Annotated in this window: 21 protein-coding genes; 13 read left to right on the top strand and 8 right to left on the bottom strand. The window is 55.5% G+C overall.

Going from position 1 to position 20,915, the window contains the following annotated elements:
- The first annotated feature begins 53 nt into the window (after positions 1 to 53).
- The 8 genes from HZB34_08895 to HZB34_08860 all read left to right on the top strand — a co-directional run bounded on the left by HZB34_08895 (position 54) and on the right by HZB34_08860 (position 9,619).
- On the top strand, positions 54 to 1,013 hold the full coding sequence (locus tag HZB34_08895) for a tetratricopeptide repeat protein (GenBank protein ID MBI5316075.1): 960 nt from the start codon (positions 54 to 56) through the stop codon (positions 1,011 to 1,013).
- A gap of 14 nt (positions 1,014 to 1,027) precedes the next feature.
- On the top strand, positions 1,028 to 2,035 hold the full coding sequence (locus HZB34_08890) for a hypothetical protein (GenBank protein MBI5316074.1): 1,008 nt from the start codon (positions 1,028 to 1,030) through the stop codon (positions 2,033 to 2,035).
- 59 nt (positions 2,036 to 2,094) lie between these two features.
- Entirely contained in the window at positions 2,095 to 3,273 is a 1,179-nt protein-coding gene (locus HZB34_08885) for a M48 family metalloprotease (GenBank protein ID MBI5316073.1), read from the top strand.
- A 113-nt stretch (positions 3,274 to 3,386) separates the two neighbouring features.
- Positions 3,387 to 4,439 (top strand): hypothetical protein, encoded by a 1,053-nt coding sequence (locus HZB34_08880; GenBank protein ID MBI5316072.1) that lies wholly within the window; start codon positions 3,387 to 3,389, stop codon positions 4,437 to 4,439.
- 284 nt (positions 4,440 to 4,723) lie between these two features.
- Entirely contained in the window at positions 4,724 to 4,993 is a 270-nt protein-coding gene (locus HZB34_08875; GenBank protein MBI5316071.1) for a twin-arginine translocase TatA/TatE family subunit, read from the top strand.
- Between the two features lie 103 nt (positions 4,994 to 5,096).
- On the top strand, positions 5,097 to 5,396 hold the full coding sequence (tatB, locus tag HZB34_08870) for a twin-arginine translocase subunit TatB (protein ID MBI5316070.1): 300 nt from the start codon (positions 5,097 to 5,099) through the stop codon (positions 5,394 to 5,396).
- A gap of 463 nt (positions 5,397 to 5,859) precedes the next feature.
- A complete protein-coding gene (locus tag HZB34_08865; GenBank protein ID MBI5316069.1) occupies positions 5,860 to 7,497 on the top strand; it encodes an alginate export family protein in 1,638 nt (545 codons plus the stop codon).
- 262 nt (positions 7,498 to 7,759) lie between these two features.
- Positions 7,760 to 9,619, top strand: a complete 1,860-nt coding sequence (locus HZB34_08860) for a RecQ family ATP-dependent DNA helicase (protein MBI5316068.1) — start codon at positions 7,760 to 7,762, stop codon at positions 9,617 to 9,619.
- Positions 9,620 to 9,703: 84 nt separating this feature from the next.
- Here HZB34_08860 and thrH read toward each other — a convergent pair whose 3' ends face one another.
- Together thrH and HZB34_08850 are read right to left on the bottom strand one after the other, a co-directional pair.
- Positions 9,704 to 10,321, bottom strand: coding sequence for a bifunctional phosphoserine phosphatase/homoserine phosphotransferase ThrH (gene thrH / locus HZB34_08855; GenBank protein ID MBI5316067.1), 618 nt, complete (start codon positions 10,319 to 10,321; stop codon positions 9,704 to 9,706).
- 33 nt (positions 10,322 to 10,354) lie between these two features.
- Positions 10,355 to 11,140 carry a YkgJ family cysteine cluster protein gene (locus HZB34_08850; protein ID MBI5316066.1) on the bottom strand — a complete coding sequence of 262 codons (786 nt, stop codon included), beginning with the start codon at positions 11,138 to 11,140 and terminating at the stop codon, positions 10,355 to 10,357.
- Between the two features lie 183 nt (positions 11,141 to 11,323).
- Here HZB34_08850 and HZB34_08845 point away from each other — a divergent pair, with 183 nt between their 5' ends.
- The 3 genes from HZB34_08845 to HZB34_08835 all read left to right on the top strand — a co-directional run bounded on the left by HZB34_08845 (position 11,324) and on the right by HZB34_08835 (position 13,777).
- Positions 11,324 to 11,686, top strand: coding sequence for a hypothetical protein (locus HZB34_08845; protein ID MBI5316065.1), 363 nt, complete (start codon positions 11,324 to 11,326; stop codon positions 11,684 to 11,686).
- A 657-nt stretch (positions 11,687 to 12,343) separates the two neighbouring features.
- Positions 12,344 to 12,664: a hypothetical protein gene (locus tag HZB34_08840; GenBank protein ID MBI5316064.1), complete on the top strand. Its 321-nt coding sequence runs from the start codon at positions 12,344 to 12,346 to the stop codon at positions 12,662 to 12,664.
- Positions 12,665 to 12,853: 189 nt separating this feature from the next.
- Positions 12,854 to 13,777 carry a GGDEF domain-containing response regulator gene (locus tag HZB34_08835; GenBank protein ID MBI5316063.1) on the top strand — a complete coding sequence of 308 codons (924 nt, stop codon included), beginning with the start codon at positions 12,854 to 12,856 and terminating at the stop codon, positions 13,775 to 13,777.
- 42 nt (positions 13,778 to 13,819) lie between these two features.
- Here the strand turns inward: HZB34_08835 and HZB34_08830 are convergent, their stop codons facing one another.
- A complete protein-coding gene (locus HZB34_08830; protein ID MBI5316062.1) occupies positions 13,820 to 14,608 on the bottom strand; it encodes a right-handed parallel beta-helix repeat-containing protein in 789 nt (262 codons plus the stop codon).
- A 301-nt stretch (positions 14,609 to 14,909) separates the two neighbouring features.
- Here HZB34_08830 and ybgF point away from each other — a divergent pair, with 301 nt between their 5' ends.
- On the top strand, positions 14,910 to 15,422 hold the full coding sequence (gene ybgF, locus HZB34_08825; GenBank protein MBI5316061.1) for a tol-pal system protein YbgF: 513 nt from the start codon (positions 14,910 to 14,912) through the stop codon (positions 15,420 to 15,422).
- A gap of 18 nt (positions 15,423 to 15,440) precedes the next feature.
- On the opposite strand, the gene HZB34_08820 is transcribed toward ybgF, so the two are convergent.
- Both HZB34_08820 and HZB34_08815 read right to left on the bottom strand, forming a co-directional pair.
- Entirely contained in the window at positions 15,441 to 15,956 is a 516-nt protein-coding gene (locus HZB34_08820; protein MBI5316060.1) for a DUF2726 domain-containing protein, read from the bottom strand.
- Between the two features lie 5 nt (positions 15,957 to 15,961).
- Positions 15,962 to 17,140, bottom strand: a complete 1,179-nt coding sequence (locus HZB34_08815; GenBank protein MBI5316059.1) for an anhydro-N-acetylmuramic acid kinase — start codon at positions 17,138 to 17,140, stop codon at positions 15,962 to 15,964.
- 387 nt (positions 17,141 to 17,527) lie between these two features.
- Between HZB34_08815 and HZB34_08810 the strand changes: the two genes are divergently transcribed.
- Positions 17,528 to 18,235 carry a response regulator transcription factor gene (locus tag HZB34_08810; protein MBI5316058.1) on the top strand — a complete coding sequence of 236 codons (708 nt, stop codon included), beginning with the start codon at positions 17,528 to 17,530 and terminating at the stop codon, positions 18,233 to 18,235.
- A 302-nt stretch (positions 18,236 to 18,537) separates the two neighbouring features.
- Here HZB34_08810 and HZB34_08805 read toward each other — a convergent pair whose 3' ends face one another.
- The 3 genes from HZB34_08805 to pabB all read right to left on the bottom strand — a co-directional run bounded on the left by HZB34_08805 (position 18,538) and on the right by pabB (position 20,913).
- Entirely contained in the window at positions 18,538 to 18,735 is a 198-nt protein-coding gene (locus tag HZB34_08805; protein MBI5316057.1) for a hypothetical protein, read from the bottom strand.
- A 90-nt stretch (positions 18,736 to 18,825) separates the two neighbouring features.
- Positions 18,826 to 19,407, bottom strand: a complete 582-nt coding sequence (locus tag HZB34_08800) for an aminodeoxychorismate/anthranilate synthase component II (GenBank protein ID MBI5316056.1) — start codon at positions 19,405 to 19,407, stop codon at positions 18,826 to 18,828.
- 6 nt (positions 19,408 to 19,413) lie between these two features.
- Positions 19,414 to 20,913 carry an aminodeoxychorismate synthase component I gene (pabB, locus tag HZB34_08795; GenBank protein MBI5316055.1) on the bottom strand — a complete coding sequence of 500 codons (1,500 nt, stop codon included), beginning with the start codon at positions 20,911 to 20,913 and terminating at the stop codon, positions 19,414 to 19,416.
- Between the last annotated feature and the right edge of the window lie 2 nt (positions 20,914 to 20,915).

Here is a 20,915-nt window from a genome sequence, read left to right as displayed (position 1 = left end):
TATTAACGAAATATGCCCCACCCGTCGTAGCATGCGTCGGAGCTGTCCTACTCATGACCACTGGCTGCGCCAAAGCGCCTTTAGTCATGCCACTGAAAGGGTATTACGAGCGTCCCACCCCTAACCCAATCGGCAAAGCGATGGTAATCGTTGAGCAGGTGGAAGAGACAACAGCTGCCCCTGAATACCAACGGGATCCCACCTATCTCGGACCTGGTCTGACTGCCGACCTGTCGCGCACAGATTTGATTCGATCCGCATTTTCAACTCATTTGATGGATGCTGGACTCCACCCTATCTTTCGGTCCAATGGTACGACCACGGGTGGACCGGAAGAGCCTCTCCTAATGTCAGCCTCCATTCGGCAGTTTCATGTGGCAAGACGGGACAGGAATACGCTTGAAGCTGTCGTCATCCTCGACTGCCGTCTCTCAGAGCTAAAGTCAGGCATCATTCTCTGGCAGGGATCTTCCGAAGGAACCGGATGGCGTGTCTTCCAGGCCATTGACTCAGCTGTGGATAAATGTGTGACGCCTGCTGCGGAATTTGGTCACCGCAGAAGGAATGAAGTATACGCCAAGTTGCTACAGCAGATCAAAACTAAGGAAACGATGGGTGACTGGCCCACCGCTCTAACCCTCTATGCCGAAGCCTACCGGACTGCTCCTGGACCTGGGCAGATGGAGATGGTTCTGGAGGCTTTGGGTCGACTCGTCCGTTCCTCGCCGAAGTCAGTAAGCCTCCCTGAAACCGCACGTCGATTCGTTCTACAGGCGGAATCGCTGGTCCAGGATAAACGATACGAAGAAGCCATCGCCAAATACGATGCTGCGATTGCCGTGGCGCCTTGGTGGGCAGAAGCGCACTTTAACCGTTCGCTGGTCTTGGCCGAGGAGAACCGCTATGCCAGCGCAATCGAAAGCATGAAGCGGTTTATCGTCCTCGTCCCGGACAGTCCCGACGCCCGCGCTGCACAGGACAAAATCTATGAGTGGGAATTGAAGGTGAAATAATGAGGGGAAACACCATGAATAGATCTGGGCATACTGGACCAATGCTCACAGTGGCAAGTCTGATTCTTGTCAGCTGGCATGGAATTTCTACAGCCGTGGTATTTGCCATCGGCGAAGGGGCTCAGGCTAACGAGTATGCAAGATGGTGCGCACAGCAAGGTGGAACGATCACTAATCAAGGGGGGCTCGGCTGTATTCCTGGAAGTAGTGCTGGAGGATCGTTCGGTGGTGGAGGGTATTCTTCTCGCGAGCAGGCCGCGCTCGGGTTGGCCGGGGCTTTTGGCTCCGCGCTGGGAAATGCGATCCGGGAGAGCATGGAAGCCAATGCACGACAAGCTGAGATGAACCGGATGCAGCGGGCTTGGGAAATGGACCAAGAAAGGATTAGGCTCGAAGAATTGAGAAGGCGTGAACAGGAAGAAAGGGAACGCAGACACCAAGTGCTCATGTCCAATCTCAAAAACTCCTTGGGGCGAACGGATCTCGGATTCAAACGGATGGAGACACAGGAGCTGAAACTCAAATCCGGAAGCGATCTATTTAGCCGGCCTTCACATCCGTCAAGCATCCTGCAAGACGTCCCTGTAAGTGCTGACGCTCCAGATCTCGCTGAACCGAAGACCGTCGAAGGTCGGGCAGTCGATCCTGGCCTGGCACAGAGGACGGAAAAGGCCTGGGACGGCTATCTTGCGGCCGTTGAGCGTAAGAACAGGGCTGAAGCGCGGCTGAAACAAGTCGAGGCCGAGCAGCGGATGATTGAGCAGCTTCGCCGCGAGGCCGAGAAGAAGCTCCAGGAACAACGCATGCACGTGGCCACAATTCCTCCGAGCCGGCCGGAAGAGAAGAAGATCGAGGACGACAAACTCGCCCAGGCAGAGAAGCTCCTCAACGAGGCGATCAAGCTGGATGAAGACGCGACGAAAGATCTCGCGGACGCCAAGAGGAACGCCGAGGAGGCCAAGACGGCACTGAAAGAAGCCGAGAAGCAGAAACAGCAGGCGATGAAGGCAGAGAAGGAATAGCCGCCGTGCAAAGGCGCGCCTCTCCCATTGCATGTTCCGTCGTGATTCTGTGTCACCTAATGCTGCCCGCAGCCGCCTCCTTTGCGGCCGACCAGGCCGATCCCCGGATCGCCGCTCGCGCCAAGATCGAGCGGCTGTTGTCCTGCCAGCAGGCGGAGAAAGATGCGGCGTTGGCCGAGAAGCGCCATGCCCAAGACAAGATTTCTGATATCGAAACGTTCATTCGCTCGCTCAGCGACCGGCCCGTTCATTATGCCGCGCACGAAAAGGCCGATCGGGCGTTGATTATCTCTCGGGATGCGCTCGCCAAGGTGGAAGAGAGAGTCCGCCTGGCAGACGCCCAACTCAATCTCACGACACGGGCCATCACCTATCTTCTTCCAGAGCTGGGCGTGAAGGAACGAGCCCCCTTGGATAAATTGGTTCGCAAGGCTTGGGATCGGCTGGCCCATTTCGCGAATCGACATGGCCAAAGCTGGGACGAGGTCGCTGAAGCCAAGCACGGGTTCGTCAGGAATCCGCTGATCGAACAACGGCTTAAAGCTATAGTTCAACGCGTTCAGGGATCATCGGATCAAGCTTCCGTGCCAGTCGATGTTCGCATTTTGGCAAAGCCGAGCGGGATGGGCGCGGCAGCCACTGCTTCAACCATTTACTTCGACCAAAGCTATCTCGATCGCGCACCTTCGGAAGATGAGCTTCTGTTCATCGCCGGACATGAGCTTGCCCATATTCAGCTCAATCATTACAACAAGCTCATCGTGCGGGAAGCGTTGGAAAATAAGCTGAACTCTGTTCGTCTCGACCCTGTAGAGGGGGATCGTCTCACGGACGTGCGTGACCGCATCTATCAAAAATACCAAACGGGCCAGCCCCTCACGCCAAGAGAGGAGCTGCATCGGGAGGTCGAACTAAAGGCGCAGCTGGCACAGTTCGCTCGTGAACAGGAATTGCAGGCTGATCTACTCGGAGCCCAGATGGCCCTTGCCGCTGGGGCATCTCCGATCGGTATCAAAGAAGGGTTATCGCACGACAATTTTTTTACCAGACTCAAGAACGAACTCGAAGAGCGGCGGATACTTGGCGATAGCGCTCGCAACGAAGCCGATAATCCTATCGAAAAATTGACGGCAGACCATCCATACTCAGAAGAACGGCTGAAAGCGCTCGAAACAGCCCTGGGCTACAAGTTCTGGGAACGGACGGATTTGAAGCTTAATTCTAGTTGCCCACGCTAAGCTGGCGCTAAAAGTTACGGGTTTCTCTCACCGGTTACCTCCATCTATCTTGACTCCCCTCCAACCGCTGTGATTAGGTTTCTCGCCTATTTCCCCTGCACAAGTTGTCCATCATGACGATGCTTCGAACCATTCAGATCCAGCGGCTATTCGCCTGCGCCCTTGCCTTATTCTTCTGCCTGGCGGGCGCTGGCTGCCAGAAGGAGAGCGAGGCGATTGTCTCCATCGCTCTGCACCCGACGAACGCGGAGATTCTCTATGTCGCCACGAACGATGCGGTCTATAAGTCGCGCGACGGGGGCCGACTGTGGGAACGGTTCCCAAGTTTCAGCGCCAGACGAGTGACGACCCTGGCGATCGATCCTCAGTTCCCGGCGACGATCTATGCCGGCACAATGGCCGATGCCGTCTACAAGAGTCCGGATGGCGGGCAACATTGGCTTCCCCACAACGTCGGACTGAAAGAACATGTCTCCTTTATCAATCAGTTCGTCTTTCACCCGACAGATCATGACCAGATGTATGCCGCCACAACCGTCGGCGCCTTTTACACCAAAGACGGCGGACGTGAATGGGAAGAGCGCATGGCGGGGATGAAAGAAGTTCATATCGTGGTCTCCATCGCCATTCATCCCCGTGATCCCCGGGTCCTCTATGCGGGAACTACGGGAGGAATCTATCGGTCCGACAGTGCTGCGATGGGATGGAAGAAAATAAACAATGGGTTGATTTCTGAACAGGAGCTGATGGGGGCTATGGCGTTGGGGGTCAATGCCATTGTCTTCGACGTGGTGAACCCGGACATCGTCTATGCCGGAACAACCAAGGGCCTTTTCCGCACCGCGACGCGCGGGGAACAATGGGAGCGCATCGGACAATCACTCCCGGATCTGTTCATCAGCGCGATCCTCCTCGACCCAGCCCAGCCTCAAACTCTGTATATCGGAGGGCCTGGAGGGGTCTGGAAGAGCTCCGATAGTGGGCAATCTTGGAGTCCGATCAATAACGGACTTGCTTCCTTGAATATTCGCGCCCTTGCGATGAACCAGCGCGATTCACGCATCCTCTATGCCGGAACGAACGGGAGCGGCCTGTACCGCTCGACCGATGCAGGCGCAAGCTGGACACCGTTGCCACTCAAGGCCATACCTTCGTCAGCAAGCTGAGATTGAGGGCAAGCGCAAGTGACTACTCGCCCAATTCTGTCTCAACCATTGACTTAAACGCGAGAATGCCCTTCATTCGCTAACCCCCTCTGTAACACGCAAGGGTTAGCCAAAGGTCTCTCATCCCTCTATTGGGGGAGCGAGTTGGGGCTTGACTCAATTCCTGTTCTCCTATAGCCTTCATATTCTTCTCCTCGCATGAGGAAGGCCCCGCCAGTTCGCATGATTTAGAGCCCTGGAGTAAACGAACTTGGGGGGGATTAAGAAGAGAAAGCGAGTAATCAATGTTTGGATCGTTTGGATGGATGGAATTGACGCTGATTCTGGTCATTGTCTTGATCATTTTCGGCGCGGGCAAGATTCCGCAGTTGGGCGAAGGGCTCGGGAAGGCCATTAAAGGCTTCAAGAAGAGCGTCAACGAGGAAGATGCCATCGACGTGACGCCTCCTCCGTCCGATGCGCCTGAAACGCCGCCCTCGCAGATTGCACAATCGCAGGCGGCCCCGCCGGCATCGGCGCCGGTTCAATCAGGGAAGCAGGTCAAGCAAGGGTAAGGAGACGTGAAACGTGAGGCGTCAGGCGTGAAGCGCCAAGAGGAATCACACGCTTCCTACTTTGCTTTCCGTATGATGCCTGATGATTTACGTATGACGAGCCATGTTTGGATTGGGCGTCGGCGAGATTCTCATTATCTTGGTCATTGCATTCTTGCTGTTCGGCCCCAAGCAGCTGCCTGAAGTCGTTCGCCAGGTCGGGAAAGCGGTCAAGGGGGTCAAGGAGACGGCGGAAGACTTGCGGAAGTCGGTAGAACCGGAACTCAATATGATCCAGCAGGAAATAAAGACGGTCGAGCAAGACTTTCAAGCTTCAATCAAAGACGCAGAAGAGCAGATCACTGCCGCAACGAAGCCGGCAGAACAACAAGCTGATTCAAAAGGATCTGCCAATCAGACCTAGCGGTACAGAATCCGGCCTAGAGATACCTTCCAGAGTTTTTCTAGGTTACTCTCCCCTTCACGAACCAGTTGCATTCTCTCCCCCACATCATTAGTATTGGCGCCACAAAAATCTCCCCATCGATTTCGTACCCGTTAGAAGTGTGAATCACTCCATCAGCGTGTGAGGCTGAGCGTCTTACAAAAGAGCCGGCGTGAAGCCGCTACATGCTACCCCAGCCGCAGTCGTCTTTTGTGTCATCCGCCTGAAGGATAGGGCTATCTATATGATGGCCGTATCCTCTCCCGTAGCGTCGGCAGATTTCCAAAGACCAGAGAATTCGGCTCACGGGTCCGGGGCAGGTCAGTAGACGGTCTACCCCTAGCGACTACCGCTGGAGAGGAGAACCCTTGTGAGAATCATCGGGCAGATAGGACAGGCCAGTCTTGCTATTCTCTGCTGTGCGGCCGTGGTCGCAACAGAGATGTCATTCGAGACGTCCCTGGCACAAGCGGCATTTGAATTGCCCGCGGGTGAAAAAATCACCCATACTGCGGTCGTGGCTCGAGCGATTCCGGACAAAGAAGCCTACGAGCTCTACGACCCGAAGATCGGGAAAAACTTTGACATTAATAAGTTCTGGATGCGTGCTGACCTTCGCATACGGTATGAAATGCGGAACAATATTTGCTTCGGGAGCGCCATGGCTGGTAATACTTTAGGAGCCTGCAATACGTTCAACGGCCAAACCTCTGCGAACGGTACGCCCGGTAAGGCAAACGATAGCTACGCCTTGCAGAAGGCACGTTTAGGTTTCGGCTATGACCTCTCCCCGGACGTGAATTTCTACATGGAACTCCAATACGCATCCGTGTGGGGTGCCAACGGGCTACAGGGTACCCCGGTCCAAGACAACCAGCGGACTCAGAACGGCCAAAACTGCACGAACTCCCAGGTTTGCTTCGGGAACGGCGGCTCCTTGGGCGTCCGGGCCGCCTACATGTTGATCCGGAACTTCGCCGGAGCCGAGGGCCTGAGCGTGAAGGCCGGCCGTCAATATGTGGTGTTCGGCAACCACTCGATATTCGGCGCCTTCGATTGGTCCAACACAGGATTTGCCTTTGACGGTATCATGTTGCAGTACAGTACGAAAGCCTGGGATAGCTATGCTGGTTGGTTCCGCACTTCTGAGTCTGATCTCGGGCAAGGAGAGCCGCTCGGTGCGCTCCATAACAACCTTCCTGTCAGTGGTAGCAACAACCCCACATTGAATAACGGCAGCGCGAACATCGATTCCGACGTGTTTCTCTTCTACAACCAGATCAAGTCGGTACCGGGATTCGTGATCGAGCCCTACTACATCCTCTATTCCAACCGGTACAACTCGGGAGACAACCGGAACCAGGGTCTCGGCACACCGAAGCACTCGAACCAGACTCGTCACATGATCGGAAACCGGATCGAGCTGCGCAAAGGCAACATAGACGGATGGAACGAGACGATCTGGCAGTTCGGTCAAATGGGTGACAACGGTGGAGCCAACGCAGGCTATGGCAATCAAAAGAATCTCAGCATCAATGCCTGGGCCACCAGGACCTGGATCGGATACACACATTACGAGTGGGAATGGAAACCCCGGTTGGCGTTCAACTTCGACTATGCCTCCGGCGATGGCAGGGCAAACTGCACGCTCCCTGGCGGTGAGGCCACAGGTTGTAAGACTGCCAACACGTTTGAGAATTTGTGGGGGACCAACCATATCCACATGGGCTATATGGATACCATTGGCTGGAGGAACATGATGAAACCCTCGATTAACCTCCAATTTCGCCCGACCAAGGATGACCACATTGAAATTTGGGCCACCAGCCTGAACCTGGCCAATACGAAGGATAACTGGTATCGCGCCTCCCAAACTGTCTATGTCTATTCGAAGACGAACAACACCACGAGGCACATCGGCAACGAATTGGATATCATTTGGACGCGCTTTTTCATGGAGGGCAAGTTATCCTTCCAGGCCGGCTATGGTCACCTCTTCGCCGGCGACTATATCGAGCAGAACCTGGGCACCAGCACCGATCAGGATTGGGCCTATGCCCAGCTCTGGGTGAACTTCTAAGCAGGATACTGAAAAAGCCTGCCATCCTGGACAACGTGCAAGAGCAAGCTTGGAAAGATCATCGTTAGTCGCTCACTGCGGCCTTGCTGGACAGCCTTTTTGAGCATCCTGCACAGAGTCAGCCAGGCCCATCGCCTATCTCTCGTTCAAAATTCTAGCTCAAATCCCATTCTCGCACGCGGTCTTGCCCGCCGTGAGTCGGTCCTCTATACTCCTCTCGCGCCCATGTTCCCCAACCATCCATCATCGATACGTTCTCACCATGGATGATCTCACTCGACAGCTCAGCGAACAGTTCGGCTTTGCGAAGTTCCGGCCCGGCCAGGAAGAGGTCATTCGCGCGGTGCTAGCCGGGCGCGATGCGATGGCAGTCATGCCGACCGGGCTAGGAAAATCGCTCTGCTATCAATTGCCTGCGACCCTGTTGCCCGGACTGACCCTGGTCATTTCTCCACTCATCGCCTTGATGCAGGATCAGGTGGCTGCCTTGAGGCAGCGGAAAATTGCGGCGGCGGCGTTTCACTCCGGCCTGAGCGGGCTTGAAAAGAGCCGTGTAATGGAGGATCTGAACCAGAAGCGGCTGCAGTTGCTCTATCTGGCGCCCGAACGGATGCAGCACGAGGGGTTTCTCCGGTTCTTGCGTTCCCTCTGGGTCTCGTTGCTGGTCGTCGACGAAGCGCACTGCATTTCCCAGTGGGGTCACGATTTCAGGCCCGACTATCTCAAGATCGGCCGCCTGCGCCAGGAATTGACCAATCCCCCCTGTTTGGCCTTGACTGCCACAGCTACTGCCCGCGTGCAAACGGATCTCTGTAGACGGTTGTCGCTCCGCGACCCATTCCGATTGGTCACAGGGTTCCGCCGGGCCAACCTCGCCTTGTCTGTCCGTCTTTGCCAATCTCGCCAGGAAAAATTGGTGACATTGGAGCGCCTGGTTGACGAGACTGAGCAGGGCACGGTCCTGATTTATTGTGCGACGCGCCGTGGCGTGGAAGAGGTCGCGGAATGGCTGGAACGCTCTCACCAGTCGGTCGGCTACTACCATGCCGGTCTCTCGGATGAGGGGCGGCGACTTGTGCATGACGAGTTCCGACGAGGGACTCTACGGATTTTGGCTGCGACGAATGCCTTCGGGATGGGTATCGATAAGTCGGATGTCAGGCTGGTCGTCCATTTCGACATTCCGGGAAGTGTGGAGGCCTATTATCAAGAGGTCGGACGGGCCGGTCGCGACGGACATCCGGCCTCCTGCTGGTTACTGTTTCATGAGCGTGATCTGTCTACGCAGGAATATTTCATTCAGCAGGCGGCAAAAGATTCCGAGGGTGTGGATCGCGCGGAACGGATGAAAACGCTGCTTCAAGAAATGCTGGGATATGTTTCGGTGCCGACCTGCCGGCAGCTTGCGATTCTTGAGTACTTCACCGATGAAGCTGAACTGGCTCTAGGCCCCTGCGGTCTCTGCGATCGCTGTGTCGCGCCGCAGCGGCAGCCAAGCAGGGCGGTCTCTCGGGAGGCCACCGTTTCCTCGAAGACCATATTGGAAACCGTATCCTGGTGCAGGGGTCGGTTTGGTGTGAGCCGAATCGTTGAGATTCTTCGGGGAAGTCGTTCCAAGGCACTGATGGCCTATGGAGCGGAAGACTGCCCAACATACGGAACCTGTCGCACGCAGACAAAGTTATCGGTAACCAGCCTGGTCAAGGCTCTGATTGATTCGGGGCATCTTCAGGTCGAAGGCACGGAGTATCCCACGCTCGATGTGACGCACAAGGGGCGGGAAATTCTGCAAGGAGTCAGTGCTGAGGTGTCGAATCATTTAGAAGGGCCTCAGTCCGATTCACCGGTGGCGAAGCCATTCCGCGAAAGGATGTCTTCTGTGGTTGCCCCGCGAGCTGCTCCGGTGGACCCGCAGCTTTTTGAGCGGCTCAGGCAACTCCGCACAGAGCTTGCCGAGGAAGAAGGCGTCGCAGCCTTTCTCATTTTTCATGACAAGACATTGAGGGCCATTGCCGGTCACAAGCCGGAGACGTCCGCTGCCTTGCTGGAGATTCCCGGCATCGGTGATCTAAAGGTTGAACGGTATGGCCGGCGGGTGCTGCAAGTGGTGAATGGGGAGTAGAGAGCTGTCAGCGCTCAGTGTCTTTAGCCCTCCTTCGTAAGGAGGGGTGAAGGGAGGAATCGCGTTGTAGCTGAAGGCTGACAGCTATTTGAAATTCCCTGCCTCTGCGAAGCGCGCTTGCAATTCACTGTATGTCTTCGTGACAGGAAACTGCGGGAATTCCTTGGGGAGGTGCTCAGGCGGGCAGAAGAAAAATCCCGCATGGGCCTCCCCCAACATGGCGGTGTCGTTGTACGCGTCGCCGGCGGCCAGGACATGGAAATTGAGTGATTTGAGCGCGGCGACCGAGTGTTTTTTCTGATTCTGCATCCGCATGTGGTAGTTGACGATGCGTCCGGCTGGATCGATCTCCAATTGATTGCAAAAGAGCGTTGGAAACCCCAGCTGGCGCATCAGCGGTTGGGCAAACTGATAAAACGTATCGGACAGGATGAGCACCTGGCATCGCTCGCGAAGCCAGGCGATAAAAGCCACGGCGCCTTCCAACGGCCCCATCTTTTCGATGACCTCCTGAATATCCCGGATCGTGAGCTTGTGCTGATCCAAAATCGCCAGCCTCCGGGTCATCAAGGCATTGTAGTCGGGCATTTCACGGGTGGTGATCTTTAATTCCTCAATGCCGGTTTTGAGTGCGACGTTAATCCAAATCTCCGGCACCAACACTCCTTCCAAGTCTAAACAGACAATCACAGGCTTGTGCATGCTGTCTCTCCTTATCGCTCGCAGTAGTAGAATCTAGCCGTCAGCTTCGTTGCTACGTTTTTGAAACTCCTGGCTCAAAAACCGCCACATCTTGTCGAGCACCTGATCCAAGAGCGATGAGCCGGGCCACGTCCGCCTGGCTTCCTCCTCGTGCTGCTCGGCCCATTCCAAGGCCATCGGAAGCGGAATGAGCCGCGGAGGAGCGCTGGTTAACGTCCCCCACACCAGTCCCAGAATGGAACTGATTCGCATCGAGACCGGCAGGGGCACGATCGGATTGTGCACAAGATCCTGGCAGAGTTCCGCCGGTGAGGTCACGAGGAGTTCCCGGCAAGCGGCTGGTCGCGCCTCATAAATCGAACAGAGTTCGTTCTCCAAATAGGGACATGGAATTCTTAATGCATAATAGGATTGGTTGATCGGGTCGAGTTCTTCATCCGCTACCGGCCGGGAGGTCTCTGCCACGTCATTGAGCCGATCCCACAGGCCTTCGCGAATCAGACGATCCTTCGTGTCGCTCAGGTGATTGAGCAGGAGAGTTCGCCGATCCGGTGGCAACTGTTCCACATATTCGCTGAGCGCGAAGGCTTCCGGCGCGGAAAGCGGGACCAGCATGCGGCAACAGGCAGCACAGCCCTTTCGGCAGGAAACCGTCCTGCCTGCTTCGACGGCCTGCTGGACTTCTAACTCCGCGGCTTCTTCCCCAAGGCGGCGCGTGACTGGAACAATCGCAGTGATGGGAATGAATCCTGTCGGCACATCAATGGCGGTGGTCAGACGTCCGGCCGGGGTATTCAGCGCCACCTCAAATCGTTCCATGATCACCAGCCTTGCCCACAGCCTTCGTGGAGGAGCAATGGGACAGGCCCCTCCGCAGAGGGCAAAACAAGTCCCCTGCCGTTCGTATCGGCATCATAGAGAACCGTTGATTGGCTGGTCAATCACACTGCGGTTCTTGCTCCCCCTCCGACAGATCCGCATAATGTGGGCGAGGAGAACGGTATGGCATTGTCTGGTCATGTAACAGGTTTACTCAAAGAGTATATGAGGGATCTGGTGGTGCAGGCGGAGCAAGAGACGGCGGCTCATACCTCCTTCGGCTTTTCTGTTACACCCTATCGGCCGGATCAGGCGCTGACCGATTTGTTGGCCATACTGGACGATCGCATTGAGTCTGAGGGGATGCAAGTCGGATTACCGGACGGGTTTCTCCATCAGATGTGGGGCCTGTGTAACGACGCCCGCACCCAGGTGGCGGACCGCGTGTGGTTGGAGATCAACAGCAGTGACCAACCATCGTCGAAGGCAAGAATTCGTGAACTGACCTACCGCGCATTGATCGCCATACTCGAAACCACTCCCTAACCCGCATTATTCACGAAGACTTCTACTGCAACCGCCGCACGAAAATCAGAACTCATTGCGGTATTCTTTCTTCGCGCCAGGATCATACAAAGGGCGCTCGACCTCGCAAGCGCGGTGGCGACGCGCCTGACGGCGGGCGGGCTCGCCGCTCAGTCGGTCAACATACTGTTTCAAGTATGCCTCCCTCCCTCGCGGCTCCGCGCGCCCGTCTCGCGTGGCGTCTCGGTGGTTTCGTCACGAACTCTCGTGAATAATGCGGGCCAAGCGGGACATCGGCGGTTCGCTCGCGGTCCGCTCCATGGGAACAGAGAGCATCTAATGTCTCTTGCGCAGACCCCGCAAACGAGGGGCCTCTCGCGTGGCGAGATCAGATTGTGGTACGCTTCCCTCTCCGAATTGTCTGACCAGGCCCCTATCTTGAGATGAGGCTGCTCGTGCCTGGCAGCAACTCTCCGCTCCGGGTCGGATTAGCCAAAGTCCGCTGGTGTGAGGAACGACGGTTCGGGGTTGAATTTATTCAACTGCCAAGTGGAGACCAAGTCCGCGTGGGCCAGTTCGTCAAGCATGATATACCGCATACACGGCCACTTCGATCACACGCGTGAGAAAGGTGGCGTTCTTGGAAAGATTCATTCCAACGTGTGAGAGGACAGGTTCATGACCAAGGCTCTCATGCTCTTCATGATCCTGATCCTGGCAGGTTGCGCTGAGCCCTATACGATATTTCATAGCCAGACAGGCCAGCCGATCATGCTCGGCCGCCGTGCATCTACCTATGAAGGTTGTCTCTCCATCATGCACGAGGAGGCGGCTCGCCTTGGAGTCCCGATCGGCCGAGTCCAGGTGAAAGGTTCCTGGCAAGGCCGGTCCCTCCTCTGGCCTTTCGAGCCAGGATATGCCTGCGAAGGGATCATCGGCCCCGAACGTCTGCCGCACGGAATTTATCAGAATGTTCCGCCCTTGTTGCCTCAGGGATAGGTATCTTTTCCTTCCTGCTCCCTACGCTTTTCACGCCTCTCCCTGGCAGTATTTCAGATTTTGTTTATCCTCCCCCTGTCTCCTAGCTATAATCAGGACTTCATGGTGACCAGCCTCGTCATTGACAGCCAGTCCGGACCTTGAAACTGGGAGCCGATTCAGAAGTTCACCCGATACCGAAAGCGTCAGATGATCAACGTACTCCTTGTTGAAGATAATGACGTCGACTCCCAGCTCACGCGAGATCTTCTCACTGAGTGGAGCATCGAGGAGTTCAAGATTACCCGTACGAAAACATTGGGAGAAGGACTCGCCCTTCTGAGCCGAGAGCGATTCGATGCCGTACTCTTGGATCTGTCACTCCCTGATGGGTTCGGTCTGGCGACGGTGAGACAGGTCCACGCCACCAGTCCGACGGTCCCAGTCGTCGTCTTGAGCGGCGTAAACGACCAAACCTTGGCTCTGCAAGCCGTTCAACAGGGGGCACAGGATTACCTCGTCAAAGGCCAAGGTCATCCCGAACTGTTGGCTCGTGCGGTCCGCTATGCTATCGAGCGGAAACGGGCTGAAGAACATCTGACCTACCTGGCACAGTATGATCACTTGACCGGCCTAGTCAATCGCAATCTCTTTCGTGATCGGCTCATTCAGGCGATGGCGCGAAGCAAGCGTATGCAACAACCGATCGGCCTGATGCTCCTCGATCTGGACCGATTCAAAGCGGTGAATGACACCTTCGGCCACGATATGGGCGACGAATTACTCAAGACCGTATCTGAACGACTCAAGGCCTGTGTACGGGAAGTCGACACCGTGGCCCGGATGGGCGGAGACGAGTTCACGATTATTCTCGAAGGAGTCACTTCCGAAGAGAATATTCTCATGGTCGCAAAGCGGATCACAGAATCCATCGCCACGCCTTTTGAGTTGAAAGGGGAGCACATCTCCATCGGCATCAGCATTGGAATTACGATTTACCCTCACGACGATCATCCGGTCGACGAATTACTGAAGCATGCGGACACAGCGATGTATCGAGCAAAACAGCTAGGCGGCAATGCGTTTCACCTTCACAGGGTCTCCGGAACTCCCTCGGCTAACCTTCGTCCCTGATGCATTTGTGCCACTTGCAGAACCCTTCGCTAGTCCTGCCACTCACCGTCCGATGTCACTCAAGGGCTGATCCGTCACGACCAAGGTCCCCCGTGGATTGGGGGCAAGAATGTTTGAGGTATCGAGCGCCTCACGGCCGGGAGTAGGACGGCAGTCAGGAGTCATCACCATCCCCCAGTGCTGATTCTCGCTGCAGATATTGTCGACGAGGAGCCCTTCCGCGTGATGAAAGAGGAGAATCCCACTCAACATATTTTCTCGGCACTGGTTTCTGATAAGCTCCGGATGGCTTCCAGGATCCCGCACCGCAATACCGAAATGGTGGTTATTCCAACAGACATTATCGGCGATCCTTGGCTGTGCCCCGGCAAACACGAAAATCCCGGATTCGCGGTTTCCACAGACTTCATTCTCCGCAAATGTCGGTCGTGATTGCGGCCCATAAATCACCACGCCGGATAGAATGCCCTCCATGGCACGACACTGTGTCACAACACAAGTCGAATCGAGCAGGTTCATCGCTGAATGCTGATCGCTGCCGACGTATCGAAACGTGATGCCGGAAATGCGACCGCTTGGCACCTGCTGGAGATAGAGCGGACCCCCACGACGGGAAAAAATCTGCACCTCGTCTCGACCAGCGCCTAACAGATGAATCGGTCGCCCCGTGATAAAGACTTTGTCCTCATAGATTCCAGGGCGAACAAAGATCTGATCATATTCTCCTGCATCGAGTAGTGCCGCACTCGGTCGCCGATACGAGTCACCGTTATGCGCATCGACGATCAAGGTCTTTCCTCCGAGTGGATTTGCCGGAGGATCAGTCAACATGTCCAACCCACTTCACGGTCCCTTTCCTGTGTATTTGGTCACCGGCTCTTTACTGTGGCCACTTCGTTGAGTGGCTGTCTCCATCTAGGAAATGGGGAGACTCCCGCACCAATCGTACAAATCTGTCGTCCTGCAGGAACAGACGCTCGACAATTCCAGGCCTATCCTGGCCTTGGATAGTATCAAGGCCTTGAAATCTTGTCGGTTTTAGCCGCATGAGGTCCTGGCATGGTGGCACGACGATTGCGTTCCAACGAGAGAACGGATAGCGAGACCTTCCCGAGACGTAAGAGGTATTACCATGAAGATCCTAATGACCGTGCTTCCAGGACTGTTGGCGATGCTGTTTTCTCTCAATCTCGCTGTGGCCGCCCCCTCCAACAAGCAGGATGCTACTCGCCATCTCTACGATCGGGTCATGGAGGAATACAAACACCGTGATTACGAGGCCGCGCTGGCCGGTTTTCGATTCTTTCTCGAACTCCACGGGCAGTCTTCGTTAGCACCCAATGCACAATACTGGATGGGAGAATGCCAGTATCGGCTGGGCCGGTACAAAGAAGCCCTGAAGACCTTCTACCATGTTGTGTCTTACTACCCGCTCAGTCCGAGGATTGCTGCCTCAACGTTGAAAATCGGGCAAACCTACACAAGGCTGAAGGACCACGAGAAGGCCCGTACGATGTACGAGCGGGTGCTCGATGAATATCCGGACAGTCCAGAAGCAGAGCTGGCGCGGAAAGCTCTCGACGCAGCACCGATGCGAGAGGCGGAACCAACTCCTCAACTAACCGGCAACAGTCTTTCCGACTAGTTTCACCTCGCGCGTCCATCACTCGTCATCACTCACACCAAACAGCTGAGCCAATTGAGGCACCGTATAGGAGGTGTGGGGCTTCAAGGTGATCACTGTGATGCCGGCTGCCTGTAACACAGACTGGATCTCCCCTCTCCGAATGACCTCATGCGGCTGAGGAGGAAAATCATCCTCCAGCAACACAACCTGCTCTGCGGACTTCGTTCCTGGATGGACCAACACAAAGTCGAGTTGCTTGAGCGCGATTTGCCGCAACACCTGCGACCGGATCTTGCCTTCTGCCTCGACGCTGACGACAGCCCAGAGGGGAACCCTCGCAAAAACCAGATAATGGTCTTCCACGGCCAGCCGTATGAGATTGTACAGGAGAAGGTCCGTGTCGGTCAGAAGAGGCTGGGGGCGCAGCGTGACGCCGGAAGGAAGAACAAAGGGCTCTCTCCCGGATGGTCCAGTGGTTGACGAGCCCTTCAAACGCCACACCAGGAAACCCAGGAGCCCGATGACAATGACGATGGATACAATCTCCACCATCGTGACTACCGCCCGGGAAGAGATTCGCGCCACCGCGGTCCGTTCGGGACAATCGTCCCAAGCAGCACCGGATGGTTCGCGCCTGTCACAGACGGGATATTGCCCCACTGCCCCGTCACGGTTTGATACGCCAACAGCGCGAAGGCCACAGCTTCAAACACCTTACTGTCCCACCCTAACGTCTCAAATGTGGTGACCGGAACCGGAGCGAACTCTGTCGCCAGCTGACTCATGATCCTACGGTTTCTGACGCCACCGCCTCCCACCACCACTTCATCGATCTCCCCGCTTATCCAACGGCGCGAGGTTCCGACCGCCTTGGCAGTCCACATACTGCAGGTCGCCAATAGATCCTCTATCGAGAGGCTCCGTTGCTGCTGAATCGCAATCAGTTCCTCGACGAGAGCAGGACCGAAAGCTTCCCGCCCAGTCGATTTGGGCGGACGCTTGGATAGAAAGGGATGCGCGAGTAACTTGCCCAACAGTCGTGAATCGACCTCCCCTTTCATAGCCAACTTCCCATCACGATCCATCGACAACCGTCCGTCGGTTACACGCGCCATTAGGCCATCGAGTACCATATTGGCCGGCCCTGTATCGAATGCCAGCACCCCACTGAGATGGCCCCCTTTCGGTACATATGTCACGTTGCTGATGCCCCCGAGATTCACCACCAACCGTGCACGACGCGCGTGTTTCAAAAGCAACGCATGAGCAACAGGCGCCAGTGGAGCCCCCTGGCCTCCTGCGGCAATGTCACGCGAACGGAAATTAGCCACGGTTGTAATCCCCGTTCTTTCGGTAATGACCGCCGGTTCGGCGATTTGGAGGGTAGAACGGATCGCACCGACGCCAGTCGCATGGATCCCATGGGGAAGATGGTGGAGGGTTTGCCCATGAGAGCCTATGAACGCCACATCGGTCGGCTGAAGTTTCGCCTGCCGAATCACGAGCAGCGCCGCATTCGCGAACCATTCGCCAAGCAACGCATTGAGATGACACACATCCGCGACCGTCCCGGAAACCGACGCAGAGAGAATGCGCTGCTGTAACGAGCGTGGATAGGCCAACGTATGTGCTGCGAGCGTGCGCGCCTTCAGGAAGCGGCCTCGCCCGGTAATGTTCACGAGTGCTGCATCAACCCCGTCACCGGATGTTCCAGACATGAGTCCTACGACATGCATTCCTTGCTCCCTCCAGAAACCGTCTAGCAGAGTTGTTGGACCGCTACGCTAATAGAACTATCGAGCTGGGTCAACTGGGAAGACGGCAGGGCCGAATCCAACAAACTGGTGATGGAATCTTCTCTGTGCAAAAGATGCAGGGTGTACGCCAGGTTGCTGTCGTAGGCGCTGGTAATGTTTCCCTTTAGGACTAGGGGCTCTCCTAGTTCCCCTGAACCAGTCGTTGCATTACATAGATAGCGCCCTGCCTACTTGACGCGAGAGCTTACGGAATGAGAATCTAACGGGCGCCCAACACCAGTCCTGGCTGACTCATAACAGCAGCCTATTCGCCGGAGAGGCCGCTTCGGCGAATAGGCTGGAATCATACGAGGTATAAGAAGCAAGATGAAACAATCGGCCATTCAAGAATTGAGCTCTCGCGCACTCACAATCGTGCTGATTAGTAACAATCCTGTCCTGCGCAGGGGATTGCACATTATCTTGAAAGAGTCTCCCTTCGTCTCAGAAATTGCTGAAGTCGCCGTGAGCTCTCAGGCGGTGGACACCGTTGTTCGGGAAAAGCCGCAGGTCGTCGTCGTCGATCTGAGACTGGTCGATACAGACTCGTCGGCGCTCATCAGAGCATTGCGCGCGGCGGCCGCCGATTCGCGCATCTTGGTGCTGAGTGGATTGCACGATGAGACGTTGACACGCGAGGCCTTAGCAGCAGGCGCCGAAGGAGTCGTGTTGACCATTCAACCGGCTGCCGTCCTGTTTGCCGTCATTGAATCCCTGTGCGGCGACGTTCCAAGATCCATGGGTCCTCGACCTGCGCAACCCGCCACCGGCGTGATCAGCGATACGCCTTCGACCAGGACCACTGATCTCAAGCGGGTGGGGTTTATTGAGAGCCTGACCTCTCGAGAACGAGAAGTCATACGGTCGCTTGCGAAGGGGTTCACGAATATGGAAATCGCGGATTGGCTGTGCATTTCAGAAACGACGGTCCGCCATCACTTTACCGCGATCTTTAGTAAGCTGCATGTCTCCAATCGGCAACAGCTGCTCATTGCAGCCCACCGGCAGGGGCTTGTTGAATTCGGCACCAGCTGATACCTCAGCTCGCATCATTCACGAAAATTCGTGACGAAACCGCGGAGACGGCCGCGCGCAGCTAGCCCTCCGCCGGACTGCTTGTCGCAGCGGCGTATCGCAGGTCGCGGTAGAAGTCTTTGTGAATAATGCGGGGTGGGTGCGAGAGCTCGTGGGAAGGCGAGAATACGTTACACGATGGGGGATATTTGGCAGGGGTACGAAGTCAGGCTCACTGAATGGGACCGGTTCTCCTTAATGGATCACGCGATCACGTAGACTTGCGGATCGAAGCCCATTGTATTTCCTCGCAGCACGGCTGTTCATCGAAATCCCCGGTCCGACGCCGACTCGTTCTTGGTCCGCAGCCACGCCTCCAACTCCAGCAGCATCCGCCGGGCGTCGGCATCGCTCGTCTGCTCCAAGGCTGTCATGAGCTGCCGATACGCCTCGTGACGGTACGGCTTGGCCAGGTGCCGCTGCAGGTTCCGGCTCTTATGAATCGCACAGCGCTGAGGCACGCTTCGCGGCGGTCAGTTCCACAGCTCCCTTACAGCTAATTTTGCGCTCCAATGGTGCTACCATCTCGTGCAATGAGATGACGTGGAGGGTCACACTTTCAGTTCGAGAAACTTCTTGAGAATCCTCTTCCCCAACGACGTTCCTACCGACTCCGGATGGAACTGGATTCCATGAATCGGGTACTGCCGGTGCTGTACACCCATGATAATCTCGTCCCACGTTTTGGCAGTAACCTCGAGACTGTCGGGTAATGTGCTCCGCTCCCCGATCAGGGAATGATACCGCATCACCTCAATTCCGTTGCGAAGCCCCTTAAAGATTCCCTGGTTATTGTGGTAAATGACGCTGGTTTTCCCGTGCATCGGGTAGGGCGCCCTTACGACTCTGCCCCCGAAAGCATGAATAATTCCTTGGTGGCCTAAACACACTCCAAGGATCGGCACCGTCGGACCCAGATCGGTGATGACTTGCTTGCATATGCCGAAGTAGTTCGGGTCTTCAGGATTCCCTGGGCCGGGAGAAATAATGACCCGGTCCGGCTTCAGATCTTGGAGCTGGGCAAGGGTTAACGCATCGTTCCGATAAACCAACGGTTTCCCGTTGAGTTCCGCCACGTATTGATACAGGTTGTACGTAAACGAGTCGTAATTATCGAGTATTACTATCTTCATGATGGCTTACCCCTTTTGAAGCGCAGGAACCGGCGCAAGTTGCTGCACAGCGGTTTGCAAGGCAAGTCTCAACGCTTTTGCCTTATGGAGTGTTTCCAAATATTCATCCCGAGGGTCGGAATCTGCGACGATCGCTCCGCCAACCTGAAAATAGGCCCTTCCGTCCTTGATCAGGATCGTCCGTATCACGATGTTCAAGTCGAGGTTGCCGGCGTAGTCAATGTATCCTATTGAGCCGGAGTAGATTCCTCTCTTTACCGGCTCAAGCGCGTCGATGATTTTCATGGCTTCGATTTTTGGCGCGCCGGTCATCGAGCCACCAGGGAAACAGGCCTCGACGAGGTCCAGGCTGTTTCTCCCCTGTTCCAGCTTGCCCATAATCGTCGAAACCATTTGGAATACAGTCGCATACTTTTCGATGATCATGAGCTCGGAAACCTGAACGGTTGGCACCTCACAGACTCGTCCAAAGTCATTGCGCACCAGATCGACAATCATCATGTTTTCCGCGCGATCCTTGATGCTCGCCATCAGCTCGCGGTGGAGCTGTTTGTCCTGCCTCGGCGTCTTCCCACGAGGTCTGGTGCCTTTGATTGGACGGCTCGTGCACCACCCCTGCCGGTCGACCCGAACAAACCGTTCCGGAGACGAAGACACGACTTTCACACACGGTAGGTTCAAGAAACTGGCAAAGGGTGCAGGGTTGATTCGTCTCAGGTCTTTGTACAGAGCGAACGGATCGCCGTCAAAGTCACATTCGAACCGATGCGTCATGCAGACCTCGAAGATGTCCCCGGCAAAAATATGGTCTCTCGCCTTTTGAACGGCAGCCATATACTGCGATTCGTTAAACATCTCTCGAAAGTGAACTTCGGTTGAGGTGGTTTCTCGATCCACTTCTGGATTGAGCTGATCACTTGTCTGACTTTCCCCTTCAGCTACTTGCTCGGCTTCTACGGATAGCATCCACTGACGGAGCTCGTTAAAGCGTCCCTGAACTTTTTCATCAGCCGCTTCCTGAGTTTCATCGAACGCGATTACCGACAGAAACAGTCTCTTTTCGAGATGATCGTAGATCAGTACATGATCGACAAACATGAAGTAGCTGTCCGGCAAACCCAGGTCGTCATCACCAAGACAGGGCAACTTTTCCAGTACATAGTTCAATTCATAGCCGAAGTAGCCGACGGCCCCTCCGAGAAAAGGAATCTGGCTGTCTCGATAGGCAGACGGATCAACTTTGTACCGCGAAAGAAGGAGCCTAAGTTCCTGGAATGGCTGTCCTTCCTTCCGAATGATCCCGTGCTGTTCATGGATTTCAATTTGCCGGCCTTTGCTCTTGAACACCAGAAAGGGCTGTCTGCCGGCAAATGAATACCGGCCGAGTTTCTCAGGGTCCCTGACGCTATCCAAGAGAAACGAATGCTCTTCGTGAGCGAAGGTCTTGAAGTAGTCAAATAAACTCACAGGCGAGTCGATCTCTTGGAGAATATAGGCGTACTTCATTA

Source organism: Nitrospirota bacterium (assembly GCA_016219645.1).
Lineage (GTDB): Bacteria > Nitrospirota > Nitrospiria > Nitrospirales > Nitrospiraceae > Palsa-1315.
This window is presented reverse-complemented; position numbering and strand designations above follow the sequence as displayed.

Coding starts and splice junctions, on each gene's coding strand:
- HZB34_08895 (MBI5316075.1), top strand. CDS start 54: ATGACCACTGGCTGCGCCAAAGCGCCTTTAGTCATGCCACTGAAAGGG.
- HZB34_08875 (MBI5316071.1), top strand. CDS start 4,724: ATGTTTGGATCGTTTGGATGGATGGAATTGACGCTGATTCTGGTCATT.
- HZB34_08865 (MBI5316069.1), top strand. CDS start 5,860: ATGTCATTCGAGACGTCCCTGGCACAAGCGGCATTTGAATTGCCCGCG.
- tatB (MBI5316070.1), top strand. CDS start 5,097: ATGTTTGGATTGGGCGTCGGCGAGATTCTCATTATCTTGGTCATTGCA.
- HZB34_08890 (MBI5316074.1), top strand. CDS start 1,028: ATGAATAGATCTGGGCATACTGGACCAATGCTCACAGTGGCAAGTCTG.
- HZB34_08835 (MBI5316063.1), top strand. CDS start 12,854: ATGATCAACGTACTCCTTGTTGAAGATAATGACGTCGACTCCCAGCTC.
- HZB34_08860 (MBI5316068.1), top strand. CDS start 7,760: ATGGATGATCTCACTCGACAGCTCAGCGAACAGTTCGGCTTTGCGAAG.
- HZB34_08880 (MBI5316072.1), top strand. CDS start 3,387: ATGACGATGCTTCGAACCATTCAGATCCAGCGGCTATTCGCCTGCGCC.
- HZB34_08800 (MBI5316056.1), bottom strand. CDS start 19,407: ATGAAGATAGTAATACTCGATAATTACGACTCGTTTACGTACAACCTG.
- pabB (MBI5316055.1), bottom strand. CDS start 20,913: ATGAAGTACGCCTATATTCTCCAAGAGATCGACTCGCCTGTGAGTTTA.
- HZB34_08830 (MBI5316062.1), bottom strand. CDS start 14,608: ATGTTGACTGATCCTCCGGCAAATCCACTCGGAGGAAAGACCTTGATC.
- ybgF (MBI5316061.1), top strand. CDS start 14,910: ATGAAGATCCTAATGACCGTGCTTCCAGGACTGTTGGCGATGCTGTTT.
- HZB34_08820 (MBI5316060.1), bottom strand. CDS start 15,956: ATGGTGGAGATTGTATCCATCGTCATTGTCATCGGGCTCCTGGGTTTC.
- HZB34_08810 (MBI5316058.1), top strand. CDS start 17,528: ATGAAACAATCGGCCATTCAAGAATTGAGCTCTCGCGCACTCACAATC.
- HZB34_08815 (MBI5316059.1), bottom strand. CDS start 17,140: ATGCATGTCGTAGGACTCATGTCTGGAACATCCGGTGACGGGGTTGAT.
- thrH (MBI5316067.1), bottom strand. CDS start 10,321: ATGCACAAGCCTGTGATTGTCTGTTTAGACTTGGAAGGAGTGTTGGTG.
- HZB34_08840 (MBI5316064.1), top strand. CDS start 12,344: ATGACCAAGGCTCTCATGCTCTTCATGATCCTGATCCTGGCAGGTTGC.
- HZB34_08845 (MBI5316065.1), top strand. CDS start 11,324: ATGGCATTGTCTGGTCATGTAACAGGTTTACTCAAAGAGTATATGAGG.
- HZB34_08885 (MBI5316073.1), top strand. CDS start 2,095: ATGCTGCCCGCAGCCGCCTCCTTTGCGGCCGACCAGGCCGATCCCCGG.
- HZB34_08850 (MBI5316066.1), bottom strand. CDS start 11,140: ATGGAACGATTTGAGGTGGCGCTGAATACCCCGGCCGGACGTCTGACC.